Origin of the sequence: Paenibacillus glycanilyticus (genome assembly GCF_030161375.1) — a bacterium.
GTDB classification, from domain to species: domain Bacteria; phylum Bacillota; class Bacilli; order Paenibacillales; family Paenibacillaceae; genus Pristimantibacillus; species Pristimantibacillus glycanilyticus_B.
Genome location: NZ_BSSQ01000012.1, coordinates 95,577 through 108,486 on the forward strand (window position 1 = coordinate 95,577; position 12,910 = coordinate 108,486).

Below are 12,910 nucleotides of genomic sequence, written 5' to 3' on the forward strand. Positions count from 1 at the left end.
AGCAAGAACGGAAAGTGGCTGCTTGTCAGCCACTTTTTTGCATGCTAAAGGAGTGTCAGAATGAACGTATTATTTATTGGTGACGTAGTAGGCAGCGTTGGGCGTAAAGCATTGAAGCAAGTGCTTCCTGCGCTAAAGAGCAAATACAACCCGCATATTATTATTGTGAACGGCGAGAACGCGGCAGCCGGCCGCGGCATTACGTCCGCCATTGCCCGCGAGTTTTTCGAATGGGGCGTACATGGCATTACGATGGGGAATCATACCTGGGATAATAAGGACATCTTTGAGTGGATCGATGAGGAACCTCGGATTGTTCGGCCGGCCAACTTCCCGGAAGGAACGCCAGGCCAAGGATCTGCTTTGATCAAAGCAAACGGCAAGCAACTGGCCATCATTAATCTGCAAGGCCGGACTTTCTTGCCGCCAATTGATTGTCCGTTCCGGAAAGCAGAAGAGCTTGTGGAAGAAGCAAAGCAAAAAACGAAAAACATATTGGTCGATTTCCATGCCGAAGCGACTTCCGAGAAAATCGCGATGGGCTGGCATTTGGCCGGCCATGCATCTATCGTTGTCGGCACGCATACGCATGTTCAAACCAATGATGACCGCATTCTCCCCGGCGGCACGGCTTACTTAACGGATGTTGGAATGACGGGTCCGCGTGATGGCGTGCTTGGCATGGACCGCAACGCGGTGCTGCATAAGTTCCTAACGCAGTTGCCAACAAGATTTGTGGTTGACGAAGGGGATTGGCATTTGCATGCGGTATCCGTTCATATTGACGATGCGACGGGACAAGCGACGAAGATGCAAAAAATTCGTTTGACCGAAGACGATTGGCTGATGATGCAGTAGTTATATGAATATTCGAAAAGTTTAGCTAATTCAGAATTGATATGAAAGTTATTGCGGGATTAGCAGGAATTTTTTAACCTCTCTCGAATACTATCTAAATAGTGGAATCCATCCATCATTCCCGAGGAGGTCCTTTTTCATGGAAGTATTAAAAGTTTCAGCAAAGTCCAATCCAAATTCCGTTGCAGGTGCGCTGGCCGGAGTTTTGCGTGAGCGCGGCGCCGCTGAATTGCAAGCCATCGGGGCGGGTGCACTTAATCAAGCGATCAAAGCAGTAGCAATTGCTCGCGGATTTGTAGCCCCGAGCGGGGTGGATTTGATCTGTGTGCCGGCATTTACTGACATTGTCATTGATGGAGAAGACCGAACAGCGATAAAATTGATTGTAGAACCTAGGTAATATCTAATAACCGATTTGTTCGGGGCTGGATGAAGCCAGGTAATGGAACCTGTTTACGCAGTAAACAGGTTTTTTGCTTTTTTTAGTGCTTGATTGTTATTTGGAAACGGAAGTAGGTGATCGGCAATTGAACTTTCCCGTTGCGGATTTTCATTGCGATGTGCTGAGCAAGCTGCTTGTTCAACCAAAACTTAATTTTCAAGGCAGCGAATCCAATCAGCTTGATGTGACGTATGAACGGTTAAAGGCGTCAGGCGCCGTTCTACAAACCTTCGCGGTGTACATACCAGAGAAGTTGAACGGTTCTATCGAGCCTATACTAGAGAGCATCGATCTTTTTTACGAGCAAGTGCTTACTTGTCCTGATATGATGCTGATTCGCACTCAATCCGATTTGGCGGAATGTCTGTCAGCAGGCAAAATAGGAGCATTATTGTCGCTGGAAGGCGTGGACGGGCTGCAGGGCCGCATGTCTTTCCTAAGGCTCCTGTACCGCCTTGGCGTACGAGCGGCAGGATTAACCTGGAATCATGCGAATTGGGCCGCAGACGGCGTTATGGAGCCCCGTGGAGGCGGATTAACCGCGCAAGGGAAAACATTCGTTGCGGAATGCGACAAACTGGGCATACTTGTGGATGTATCTCATTTGTCAGAGCGAGCATTTTGGGATGTTGCGGATCTGGCTTCCAAGACGATTATTGCCTCTCATTCTAATGCCAAGACGTTACTCAATCACCCCCGCAATCTAACAGACGATCAGATCAAGGCGATAATCGCCCTTCAAGGACTTATTGGCATTACCTATGTCCCGTGGTTTGTAGCCGAAGGGGATCAGGTCACCGTGGACGATGTGCTGAGGCATGTGGATCATGTAGGCGGGCTTGGCGGGGAGCAGCACATTATGCTTGGTTCCGATTTTGACGGAATCGACAAATATGTGAACGGACTGACTCATCCGGGCGAGGTGTACAGGCTACGCGAGGCGCTGCTCAAAAGATACTCCGAAGAGCAGACCAAACGGTTCCTATCGGGTAATGCGCTTACATTTTTAACGGCTAATTTGCCGGAATAGCAAACGGCTCCGCTCTGATCTGAATATGGTATATAAACAATCGAAAATGATTATCATTCATTAAACGTTTACATCTTGCAATTTTCAAACCACACCTTTACACTTGGTTTGACTGTTTATTCATAATACAAATTATTGTTGGATATTGCCTTAGTAAATGTACGCGGCTAAGCCATCAAAAAGAGGAGATGGGCGTTTTGATTAGTCAATTGTCTTGGAAGATCGGAGGGCAACAGGGGGAAGGCGTCGAAAGTACGGACCGGATTTTTTCCACGGCGCTTAACCGGCTTGGGTATTATTTATACGGATATCGTCATTTCTCGTCCCGGATCAAGGGCGGGCATACAAATAATAAAATCAGAATCAGCACATACCCGATCCGTGCGATCTCCGATGATCTGGACATCCTCGTGGCGTTCGACCAAGAAAGCATAGATTTGAATGCAAAAGAACTTCGCAGCGGCGGCGTTATCGTGGCAGATGCGAAGTTTAATCCCGTTGTGCCGGAAGGCATCGACGCGAGACTGTTTGCCGTGCCAATTACGGCTATGGCTGAAGAACTGGGTACTTCCTTAATGAAGAACATGGTTGCTTCAGGCGCATCTTGGGGTTTGCTCGGATTGCCGCTTGAAGTATTTAATAAAGCAGTTGAAGAAGAGTTCGGACGCAAAGGTGCGGCCGTTGTCGAGAAAAACATCGAGGCCGTTAAACGCGGCGCGGAGTTCGTTCTTGAGCAGGCTGGCGGACCGCTTGACGAATTCAAGCTGGACGAAGCGGACGGCCGTCAGAAGCTGTTTATGATCGGCAACGAAGCGATTGGTCTCGGATGTCTTGCGGCAGGCTGCCGTCTCATGTCCGCTTACCCGATTACTCCGGCATCCGAAATTATGGAATACCTGATCAAGAAACTTCCCGCGTTAGGCGGAACGGTTGTACAGACCGAAGACGAGATCGCAGCGGTAACGATGGCGATTGGGGCTAACTATGCGGGCGTACGGACGATGACAGCATCCGCGGGTCCTGGCTTGTCGCTTATGATGGAGGCCATTGGCCTCGCGGGCATGACGGAAACTCCGCTTGTTATCGTGGACACCCAGCGCGGCGGACCTTCGACGGGCTTGCCAACAAAGCAAGAACAATCCGACCTTAACGCGATGGTATACGGCACGCACGGCGAGATTCCGAAGATCGTTATCGCGCCAGCGTCGATCGAAGACTGCTTCTATGACATGATTGAAGCCTTCAACCTGTCGGAGCAATTCCAAGTACCGGTTATCGTCATGACGGATTTGCAATTGTCGCTCGGCAAACAGTCCTGCGAGCCGTTTGATTATAACTCGATTCAGATCAACCGCGGCAAGCTGGTACAGGATGCTCCGGAACAAGAGCCGCAGCAGCTGTTCAAACGTTACGAGCTCACGCCGGACGGCGTATCGCCTCGCGTATTGCCTGGCGCAAAACACGGTATACACCATGTCACCGGCGTAGAGCACGATGAGACCGGACGTCCTTCAGAAAGTGCCGTTAACCGTCAGAACATGATGGATAAGAGACTTCATAAGCTGGATGGTCTGTATGTTCGCGACGGACTGCGTACCGATGCGCCAAGCGAAACGCCGGATCTGCTGATCATCGGCATGGGTTCGACTGGCGGAACCATCGATCAAGCCCGCGAGTGGCTGGCGAATGACGGAGTAACAACAAACCACGTTACGATCCGTCAAATCCATCCGTTCCCGACAGAGCAATTGATCCCTCATTTGCAGCAGGCGAAAAAAGTCGTTGTTATCGAGAATAACGCAACAGCCCAGCTCGCCGGACAAATCAAAATGCATGCGGGCTTCGCGGACAAAATGCGCAGCTTGCTGAAATATGACGGTAATCCGTTCCTGCCATCGGAAGTTTATAAAGCGTGCAAGGAGTTGGACTAATCATGGCTACATTTAAAGAATTTAGAAACAATGTGAAGCCGAACTGGTGCCCGGGCTGCGGTGACTTCTCTATCCAGGCGGCCATTCAACGCGCTGCCGCTAACGTCGGTCTCGAACCGGAAGAGTTGGCCGTTATTTCGGGTATCGGCTGTTCGGGCCGTATTTCCGGCTATATCAACGCTTATGGCCTGCACGGGATTCACGGACGCGCGCTTCCGATTGCGCAAGGCGTTAAGCTTGCAAACCGCGAGCTGACGGTTATCGCTTCGGGCGGCGACGGCGACGGCTTTGCGATCGGCATGGGCCATACGGTTCACGCGATTCGCCGTAATCTAAACATTACGTATATCGTCATGGATAACCAAATTTACGGATTGACGAAAGGTCAAACTTCCCCGCGCAGCGCGGAAGGCTTCAAGACCAAATCGACGCCCGAGGGCTCGATCGAGTCGACTTTGTCGCCGCTTGAGATCGCGATGTCGGCAGGAGCTACATTTGTTGCCCAGTCGTTCTCCAGCGATTTGAAGCAGTTAACCGCTTTGATCGAAGCGGGCATTAAACACGAAGGTTTCTCGCTGATCAACGTGTTCAGCCCATGCGTAACCTTCAACAAAATCAATACGTACGATTGGTTCAAAGAAAACATCGTTAATCTTGAACAGCAGTTCCCGGATTACGATCCAACCAACCGTATTGCCGCAATGAATAAGATTATGGAAACGAACGGCCTGCTCACCGGACTGATCTATCAGAATACGCAGCGCAAGTCGTATGAGGACATGATCAGCGGATTCGGCAAAGAAGCGCTTATGAAGCAGGATCTGTCCTTAACGGAAGAACATTTCAATAAGCTTGTCGCTGAATTTAAATAAGTGTATGATGGGCATACGGCATTTTCACAAATTGCCGGATTGGATATAAAGGAGTAGAAACAAAATGGAACAAAAATTAGTGCCCGTAGGCGTATCTGCAAGACATATTCACTTATCTGCGGAGCATGTCGCTATATTATTCGGAGAGGGCAGCGAGCTGACGGTTGCTAAACCGTTATCGCAGCCTGGACAATACGCGGCGAACGAGACCGTAGCGGTCATTGGACCAAAAGGCTCATTCCCGAAAGTTAGAATTTTGGGACCGGTTCGCAAAGCGACTCAATTGGAAGTATCCCGTACGGATGCCTTCTCCTTGGGAATTAACCCGCCGGTTAGAGAATCCGGCAACATTCAAGGTTCTGCGGGCATTACGCTTAAAGGACCGGCAGGCGAAGTGACGATTGAAGAAGGCGTAATCGTAGCAGCCCGCCACATTCATTTCCACACAAGCGATGCCGAGAAGTGGGCTATTACGGACAAACAATTGCTGAAGGTTCGCTTCCAAGGCGAGCGCGGCGTTGTATTTGAGCAAGTAATCGCACGCGTATCTCCGGACTTTGCTCTGGATATGCACATCGATACCGATGAAGCAAACGGCGCTGGTATCAAAAACGGCGACACTGCCGAAATTATCGAATAGGATATAGGCATTTGGAAAAGCTGGCAGCGGTCAAGAACCGTTGCCGGCTTTTTTTGTCCAGATGGAACAAATGGATATCTCTGCATGAGGTATGCTATAATTTTGTATTGGGCAAAACTGCAATATTTCATGTAGAGGGAAGTGAACAACCATGTCAAAGGGGAATCCGCAGGCACCAGACTCGCAATCCGGCAAGGTTAAAGACTATTCCAAATACTTTGATTTCTCGGATGCTAAGGTGCTAAGCGAGGAAGACGGGGTTACGACCTATCGCATTAAAGGCAGAAACATTCAAATTAACTCCACTCCGAACTATAAAGAGGAAAAGAAACGCGGGAAAGAAGACATAGAGGTTCATTACGATTTCTCCATTCCTGAAGAGCTTCGGACGTTCGGCAGGGGGAAATATTACTTAATACAAACTTATGGATGCCAGATGAACGAACATGACACGGAAGTGATGAAGGGCATGTTCGAAGAAATGGGCTATCAGCCGACGGAAGATCGCCTACAAGCGGACGTTATATTGCTCAATACTTGCGCGATTAGGGAAAATGCCGAAGATAAAGTATTCGGAGAACTTGGCCATCTCAAAACGTTAAAGCTGCAAAAGCCGGGTCTCTTGCTAGGCGTATGCGGCTGCATGTCGCAGGAAGAGTCGGTTGTCGGCAAAATATTGCAAAAGCATGCTTTTGTGGATATGATCTTTGGCACACACAACATTCACCGTCTGCCGCAATTGCTGCAAAACGCTTATTTCAGCAAGGAGATGGTTGTTGAGGTATGGTCCAAAGAAGGCGACATCATTGAGAATATGCCTAAGAAGCGTGACGGCATGCGCGCTTGGGTCAACATTATGTACGGCTGCGACAAGTTCTGCACCTATTGCATCGTACCGTATACGAGGGGCAAAGAACGAAGCCGCCGGCCAGAGGATGTGGTTGCCGAGGTTCGCGAGCTGGCGCGTCAAGGGTTCAAAGAAATTACGCTGCTAGGACAAAATGTAAACGCCTACGGCAAAGACTTTGAAGATATGAATTATCGCTTCGGCGATTTGATGCTCGATATGTCGAAGATAGATATTCCTAGAATCCGCTTTACGACAAGTCATCCGCGGGACTTCGACGATCATCTGATCGAGGTGCTTGCGCAAGGCGGCAACCTGGTTGAGCATATTCATCTGCCGATCCAATCGGGCAGCACGGAAGTGCTGAAGCGTATGAGCCGGAAGTATTCGCGGGATCAAATTCTTGAGCTTGTAGCGAAGATCAAGCGGGCCATTCCGAACGTGTCGCTCTCTACGGACATTATCGTTGGATTTCCGGGCGAGACGGATGAGCAGTTTGAGGATACGATGACCTTGGTTCGCAAGATTGGTTTTGAATTTGCATATACGTTCATCTATTCTCCGCGCGAGGGTACGCCTGCTGCCGAGATGGAGGATAATGTACCGATGGAAGTGAAGAAGAAACGTCTCCAGCGGTTGAACGAGCTGATCTCCGAGAATGGCAGGACTAGCAATGAACGGCTGGAAGGCGAAGTCTTGGAAGTGCTGGTGGAAGGCGAGAGCAAGAACAATGCGAATATTTTGGCTGGCCGGACACGCACGAATAAGCTGGTTCATCTGGAAGGTCCCAAAGAATGGATTGGACAATTTATACATGTTCGTGTAACGGAAGCAAAAACATGGTATATTAAAGCAGTGCCGCTAGCGAATTCAGCCAGCAACGTATCCTAGAAGCGATTCAAATTAGTGGGAGAGATGATAGATGTCCGAACAACAGACTGCAGTTAATTCGCACCACCATCATGACCATGACCATGAACATGGTTGCAACGTTCCGAAATTCGATACACGCGACCTTCTGGTCCGTGAAGATATTATGAACAAGGCGAAGGAACTGGCGGATTTGATCTTTACTTCCGAGGAAGTCCAGCATTACCGCCGTGCCGAGAAGCAAATTCAAGGCAATGAGCGCATTCAATCGCTGATCACGCTTATTAAGAAGAAGCAAAAAGAAGTCGTCGCATTCGAAACGACATTCAAAAACGAGCAAATGGTGAAAAAAATCGAAGGCGAGATGGAGACACTTCAGGACGAATTGGACGGTATTCCGATCGTATCCGAGTTCCAGCAAAGCCAATCGGACATCAACTACTTGCTGCAGCTGGTAATTTCGATTGTACGCGACACGGTATCCGAGAAAATCAATGTCGAAGACGCTACGGTTGAAGCACCGGAAGAATGTGACTAATTGAGTTAAACCCTACCTCTAGACGCGGCCGTTCGCCTTCGAATGGCTTCGATAGAGGTTTTCTCATTTTTAATAACCCCAAAGGAGCGATCAAGCAATGAATCCATTTACCTATTACAATCCGACCCGTCTGTATTTTGGCGAAGGGCAATTAAAGCAACTGCCGGCAGAAGCAGAAAAGCTGGGCAAACGCGTGTTGCTCGTTTATGGCGGAGGAAGCATCAAACGCAACGGCTTATACGAGCAAGTACTCGCGCAGTTGAGCCAAGCCGGCTGCACCGTTACCGAGTTAAGCGGCGTTGAGCCTAATCCGAGACTGTCTACCGTACACCGCGGGGCTGAGCTGTGCCGTTCCGAGTCGATTGACTGGGTACTCGCGGTAGGCGGCGGTAGTACGATCGATTGCGCCAAAGCGATTATTATTGCGGCGAAATACGACGGGGATTTCTGGGATGTTGTGACTCGTAAAGCGAAGCCGGAGGCCGCATTGCCGCTTGGAACGGTTCTTACGCTTGCCGCTACGGGTTCCGAGATGAACTCCGGCTCGGTGATCACGAATCAAGAAACGCTTGAGAAGCATGGCTGGGGCAACGTACTCGCTTACCCAACGTTCTCCATTCTTGATCCTGTATTTACGGCGAGTGCGCCTAAGGATCATACCGTATACGGAATGGTCGATATGATGGCGCATGTGCTTGAGCAGTATTTCCACCATGATCCTAAAACGCCTGTTCAGGATGGCTTCTGCGAGACGATATTGCGGACGGTAATCGCAACAGCCCCTGGACTTGTGAATGATCTAACGAACGTGAAGCTTCGCGAGACGATTCTGTATTGCGGAACGATGGCGCTTAACGGAACGTTGTCAATGGGGGTTGTAGGCGACTGGGCCAACCACGATATGGAGCATGCGGTGTCCGCTGTATACGATATTCCTCATGGCGGGGGTCTTGCGATCCTGTTCCCGAACTGGATGAATTACGTGGTAGAAGACAACGTAGGGCGCTTCAAGCAATTCGCGGTTAATGTATTTGGCGTACAAGCTGACGGAAAAAGCGACCTGGAAGTAGCTCGCGAAGGCATAACGAAACTTCGCGAGTTCTGGGATTCGATCGGAGCGCCGTCGCGTCTCGCGGATTATGACATTGATGACAGCAGACTGGAAGAAATGGCGGAGAAAACGACAGGCAGCGGTACTCGCGGCAACTTCCGCAAGCTGAAGAAAGAAGATGTCGTGGCGATTTACCGGTTGTCGCTGTAGAAATTGAAGAAGGCTGTCCCATTGCCAGTCATGGCAACGGGACAGCCTTTTTTTATGAATGAATTACGTTATTATTCGCGCCACCATGCGGCTGTCGGATAGGACGCCCCGCCAATTGTGACGGGTTCTCCGATACGGGGAGTCGCAATGCGGACGTTGCTAGCGTGAGCTGCCTTTACTGCCCGTTCTGCCGGGTCCCGCCAATCGTGAAGAGCTAGCTTGAAGCCGCCCCAATGAATCGGGATCATAAGGCTTCCTTTCACGTCGAGATGCGCCTGTACGGTTTCTTCCGGCAACATGTGAATGGCCGCCCAACGCGTATCGTATTGTCCGCATTCCATCAGAGTGAGATCAAATGGGCCGTATTTGTTGCCGATTTCCTTAAAGTGCGGTCCGTAGCCGCTGTCGCCGCTGAAGAAGATCCGGGCTTCTTGTCCGTGAATGATCCATGAGCACCATAACGTGTTGTTTCGGTCCGCCAAGCCCCGTCCCGAGAAATGACGAGCGGGGGTACAGGCTAGAGTAATGGATTCCCACACGATCTCCTCCCACCAATCAAATTCTTCAATCCGGTCAGGGCTCACGCCCCATCGCACCAAATGAGCTGCAACGCCAAGCGGAACAAAGAAACGGCCAACCTTGTCTTTCAGGCGTTGTATAGAGCTATAATCTAAATGATCATAATGGTCATGCGAAAAAATGACGGCATCAATTGCAGGCAACGCTTCGATCTCGATCGGCAGCTTGTCGCTGAATCGTTTGCCTCCTATCCAAGGAAACGGGGAAGGGGCTTGTCCTAACATAGGGTCTAGCAACAGTCTCTTGCCATCCAGCTCGAGCAGCATGGCGGAATGGCCAAACCAGGTGACCTTGGCTTTCTGGGCGGCATGCAGGGAGCGGGGATCGATGGCATTGCTCGTCAGCGCTTTAGCTGGTCTTCCGCCCGGATTGCCTCTGATGAACTCGCCTGCGGTCGAAAGATATTCGCGCATCGACATACTCATGGACGTCGGAAGCTGATTCTCGAATTTACCTTTCGCATATTGGGCAGAACGCAACATTCTTGCCTGTGTCTGCTCATTTGGTCTACCGCCAAACGCAGGGTAAAACCGCAGGACGAGCATCGTTAAGACGGCGATTAACGCGATTGCGCCAATCAGGATTACAACGGCCAACATGGCCATCACCTCGTATCTTCTTCGTATGTATGAAATTGAAAGCTTTATTATTATAGCATCGGCAGTTAGGCATATAAAAGGGACAGCCATTGGTCTAATGGCTGTCCCTTATTGAGCTTAGAATTAACGTGGTTAAATAGAAGTGTGAATAGGTTGGTTATGGTCTTGCGAGCGAAGCATTGACGATTGAATTTTAAGAATGTATGGTTTGAGAGATAGGACGATGATGGCTGCAACAAACGATTTGATCGCATCGCCGGGCAGATAAGGATAACAGCCTGCTGTCATCGCTTTGCCGAAATCAAGGCCGGTTACATGCATCAGCCACGGAACGCCGGGTACATAAGTGAGGAATGATCCAAACAGTTCAAACGCGATAAACAAAGCAACTAAAGCTACAATGCGGTTCCCCATGATAGCTTTGCTGCGAAAGATCGCTTGCGTGGCAAAGCCGACGAGCAGCGCGCAAAACGGAAAGGCGAATATAAATCCGCCCGTATGGCCGGTTAACGTCTCAAGTCCTCCTCTGCCGCTTAAGAGAGGGAGGCCCGTCGCGGTAAGCGCAATGACAATAATAAGGGAGATAAAGCTTTTGCGCGGGCCGAGGATCGCTCCCGCAAGCGTAACGGCAAGTGTCTGTAGGGTAATCGGCACGTACGCTCCCACTTTGATCTGAATAGCGCTCATAACGATAAACAATGCTGCAAATAAGGCGATAAATACGGTGCTGCGAATATTAGTGCTTGTGCGCATGATGGATCGGCTCCTTTTGAGTATTGCGTTTTAATTGTTAACCATTTATAGTTTACTAAGGTTAACAATTTGGATTTTAGCACAGCTTTTTCATTTGGGGAAGAGGTTGAAGGGATGTTTTTGGAAAAAAAGTTGGCTGAGCTGTCGAACGTGTCAGTTAAGCCGATTACATACGGGGAGCCGACAAGTGCTTCTGCTTATTTATTAAAGGAGATCAATTTATCCATTAAACAAGGGGAGTGGATTAATTTGATCGGCCGCAACGGGAGCGGGAAAAGCACGCTCGCCCGGCTGATCGCGGGTTTTGGCGCGATGCACGTTGAAGGCAAGGTGTATAAGGATGAATCGACGCGGCAAGTACCGATGGTGCTGCAGCAACCGGACGTTTCCGTAGTAGGCGCAACGCCATGGGAAGATGTCGTCATGATGCTGGAGCAGCATGGCATGGAAGGGGAGCGGATTCCGCAGCTTGCCGAAGATGCTCTCCGCGAGACCGGTCTTCATATGCGGATGCATCAGCCCGTCGAGACGTTATCCGGCGGACAAAAGCAGCTGACGGCTATTGCGGGCTGTCTGGCCGTTCAAGCACCGATGCTTATATTGGATGAAATAACGGCCATGCTCGATCCTGGGGCTTGCCTTCACGTGATGGAGAAGGTAAGAGATCTCAATAAGAGAGGCGTCGCCGTGCTTTGGATTACGCAGAAGCTGGAAGAGCTTGCAGCCGGCGACCGCGTCCTCGCTCTTGAGAACGGACAGATCAGGTTTGATGGGGAAGCAGAGCGGTTGTTTGAACGGCATTCGCTTGAAGAGAAAAGCAGCTGCGAGGAGCTAGGGTTCACAGCCCCTTACGTGATTCAGACCGCTTGGGAACTACAGGCGCTCGGTATTGATCTTCATCCGATTCCTCTTACGCCAGAGTTGCTTGCAAAGGCGGTGTCGGGGCAGTGACGGGAGATTGGAAGCTTGAAGACGTATCGGTCATGGCAACAAACGAACCAAATAAGAAGCTGTTGGACGGAATTAACCTGAGCTTTCGAAAAGGGACTATTACGTTGCTGGTTGGTCACAACGGTTCGGGGAAATCGACGCTACTGGAGACGATGGCGGGACTAAGACGTATCGCAGGCGGTCGGATCAAGAACGGGGACGAGCCGTTATGGTTAACCAAAGGAAGGAAACCGCGATTAAACAAGCCCATCGTCATGAAGACGGGAATCGCCCTTCAACAATCGGAATCGCAATGGTTCGCGTCAACGGTGAAGGAAGAGTTCGATTATTCGCTTAAGCCTTACGGGATTGCTGATGCGGAGAAGGAACGCCGAATGGCTAGCGCAATGGAGCGGGCGGGTTTGTCCATGGAGCTGCTGGAGCGCGACCCATGGACGTTAAGCGGAGGGCAGCAGCGGAGGCTGGCCATGGCATGTCTGCTCGCATGCGAGCCGGAATGGCTGCTGCTCGACGAGCCGACGGCGGGATTAGACGCCGACGGCATCCGCCGCTTGTGCGCGATGCTTGACGCGCATAGGGCGGCGGGGCGCGGAGCGGTCGTGGCAACGCACGACCTCGATGCGCTTCTGCCGCTCGCGGACGAAGTCGCCGTGGTCACCGGCGGCTCCGTCCGCGAAGCGGCTCCCGCAGCGGCGTGGGGGGGGGGGGATGGCCGCCCCCCCCCCCCCCCCCCACCGCC

At 50.7% G+C, this 12,910-nt stretch carries 13 protein-coding genes; 11 read left to right on the forward strand and 2 right to left on the reverse strand.

The window, feature by feature from the left end; translation table 11 throughout:
* Positions 1 to 60: 60 nt before the first annotated feature.
* The 9 genes from QQK89_RS14540 (at position 61) to QQK89_RS14580 (ending at position 9,289) form a co-directional block, all read left to right on the forward strand.
* The gene (locus QQK89_RS14540; protein ID WP_284239297.1) at positions 61 to 858 is read left to right on the forward strand and encodes a TIGR00282 family metallophosphoesterase; all 798 of its coding nucleotides are present in this window, start codon (positions 61 to 63) and stop codon (positions 856 to 858) included.
* A gap of 139 nt (positions 859 to 997) precedes the next feature.
* Positions 998 to 1,258 (forward strand): stage V sporulation protein S, encoded by a 261-nt coding sequence (locus QQK89_RS14545; protein WP_005550495.1) that lies wholly within the window; start codon positions 998 to 1,000, stop codon positions 1,256 to 1,258.
* A 127-nt stretch (positions 1,259 to 1,385) separates the two neighbouring features.
* Positions 1,386 to 2,330 (forward strand): dipeptidase, encoded by a 945-nt coding sequence (locus QQK89_RS14550; RefSeq protein ID WP_284239298.1) that lies wholly within the window; start codon positions 1,386 to 1,388, stop codon positions 2,328 to 2,330.
* A gap of 197 nt (positions 2,331 to 2,527) precedes the next feature.
* Positions 2,528 to 4,261 (forward strand): 2-oxoacid:acceptor oxidoreductase subunit alpha, encoded by a 1,734-nt coding sequence (locus QQK89_RS14555; protein WP_284239299.1) that lies wholly within the window; start codon positions 2,528 to 2,530, stop codon positions 4,259 to 4,261.
* 2 nt (positions 4,262 to 4,263) lie between these two features.
* Entirely contained in the window at positions 4,264 to 5,133 is an 870-nt protein-coding gene (locus QQK89_RS14560; protein ID WP_284239300.1) for a 2-oxoacid:ferredoxin oxidoreductase subunit beta, read from the forward strand.
* A gap of 64 nt (positions 5,134 to 5,197) precedes the next feature.
* On the forward strand, positions 5,198 to 5,773 hold the full coding sequence (locus QQK89_RS14565; RefSeq protein WP_284239301.1) for a phosphate propanoyltransferase: 576 nt from the start codon (positions 5,198 to 5,200) through the stop codon (positions 5,771 to 5,773).
* A gap of 151 nt (positions 5,774 to 5,924) precedes the next feature.
* On the forward strand, positions 5,925 to 7,511 hold the full coding sequence (gene miaB, locus QQK89_RS14570; protein ID WP_284239302.1) for a tRNA (N6-isopentenyl adenosine(37)-C2)-methylthiotransferase MiaB: 1,587 nt from the start codon (positions 5,925 to 5,927) through the stop codon (positions 7,509 to 7,511).
* Positions 7,512 to 7,542: 31 nt separating this feature from the next.
* On the forward strand, positions 7,543 to 8,028 hold the full coding sequence (locus tag QQK89_RS14575) for a RicAFT regulatory complex protein RicA family protein (protein ID WP_284239303.1): 486 nt from the start codon (positions 7,543 to 7,545) through the stop codon (positions 8,026 to 8,028).
* Between the two features lie 97 nt (positions 8,029 to 8,125).
* Complete coding sequence (locus tag QQK89_RS14580) at positions 8,126 to 9,289, forward strand: iron-containing alcohol dehydrogenase (protein WP_284239304.1); 1,164 nt, start codon at positions 8,126 to 8,128, stop codon at positions 9,287 to 9,289.
* Between the two features lie 71 nt (positions 9,290 to 9,360).
* Here the strand turns inward: QQK89_RS14580 and QQK89_RS14585 are convergent, their stop codons facing one another.
* Both QQK89_RS14585 and QQK89_RS14590 read right to left on the reverse strand, forming a co-directional pair.
* Positions 9,361 to 10,467, reverse strand: a complete 1,107-nt coding sequence (locus QQK89_RS14585) for an MBL fold metallo-hydrolase (protein WP_284239305.1) — start codon at positions 10,465 to 10,467, stop codon at positions 9,361 to 9,363.
* 132 nt (positions 10,468 to 10,599) lie between these two features.
* Positions 10,600 to 11,220 (reverse strand): biotin transporter BioY, encoded by a 621-nt coding sequence (locus tag QQK89_RS14590; protein ID WP_284239306.1) that lies wholly within the window; start codon positions 11,218 to 11,220, stop codon positions 10,600 to 10,602.
* 114 nt (positions 11,221 to 11,334) lie between these two features.
* Here QQK89_RS14590 and QQK89_RS14595 point away from each other — a divergent pair, with 114 nt between their 5' ends.
* Positions 11,335 to 12,171, forward strand: a complete 837-nt coding sequence (locus tag QQK89_RS14595) for an ATP-binding cassette domain-containing protein (protein ID WP_284239307.1) — start codon at positions 11,335 to 11,337, stop codon at positions 12,169 to 12,171.
* Positions 12,168 to 12,910 (forward strand): energy-coupling factor ABC transporter ATP-binding protein (locus tag QQK89_RS14600; protein WP_284239308.1); only part of this gene is annotated, 743 nt, incomplete at its 3' end. The genes QQK89_RS14595 and QQK89_RS14600, both read left to right, overlap by 4 nt.

Excerpts from the sequence above, each read along its gene's own strand:
- miaB (WP_284239302.1), top strand. The coding sequence starts at position 5,925 with ATGTCAAAGGGGAATCCGCAGGCACCAGACTCGCAATCCGGCAAGGTT.
- QQK89_RS14590 (WP_284239306.1), bottom strand. The coding sequence starts at position 11,220 with ATGCGCACAAGCACTAATATTCGCAGCACCGTATTTATCGCCTTATTT.
- QQK89_RS14545 (WP_005550495.1), top strand. The coding sequence starts at position 998 with ATGGAAGTATTAAAAGTTTCAGCAAAGTCCAATCCAAATTCCGTTGCA.
- QQK89_RS14595 (WP_284239307.1), top strand. The coding sequence starts at position 11,335 with ATGTTTTTGGAAAAAAAGTTGGCTGAGCTGTCGAACGTGTCAGTTAAG.
- QQK89_RS14565 (WP_284239301.1), top strand. The coding sequence starts at position 5,198 with ATGGAACAAAAATTAGTGCCCGTAGGCGTATCTGCAAGACATATTCAC.
- QQK89_RS14540 (WP_284239297.1), top strand. The coding sequence starts at position 61 with ATGAACGTATTATTTATTGGTGACGTAGTAGGCAGCGTTGGGCGTAAA.
- QQK89_RS14580 (WP_284239304.1), top strand. The coding sequence starts at position 8,126 with ATGAATCCATTTACCTATTACAATCCGACCCGTCTGTATTTTGGCGAA.
- QQK89_RS14575 (WP_284239303.1), top strand. The coding sequence starts at position 7,543 with ATGTCCGAACAACAGACTGCAGTTAATTCGCACCACCATCATGACCAT.
- QQK89_RS14560 (WP_284239300.1), top strand. The coding sequence starts at position 4,264 with ATGGCTACATTTAAAGAATTTAGAAACAATGTGAAGCCGAACTGGTGC.
- QQK89_RS14585 (WP_284239305.1), bottom strand. The coding sequence starts at position 10,467 with ATGTTGGCCGTTGTAATCCTGATTGGCGCAATCGCGTTAATCGCCGTC.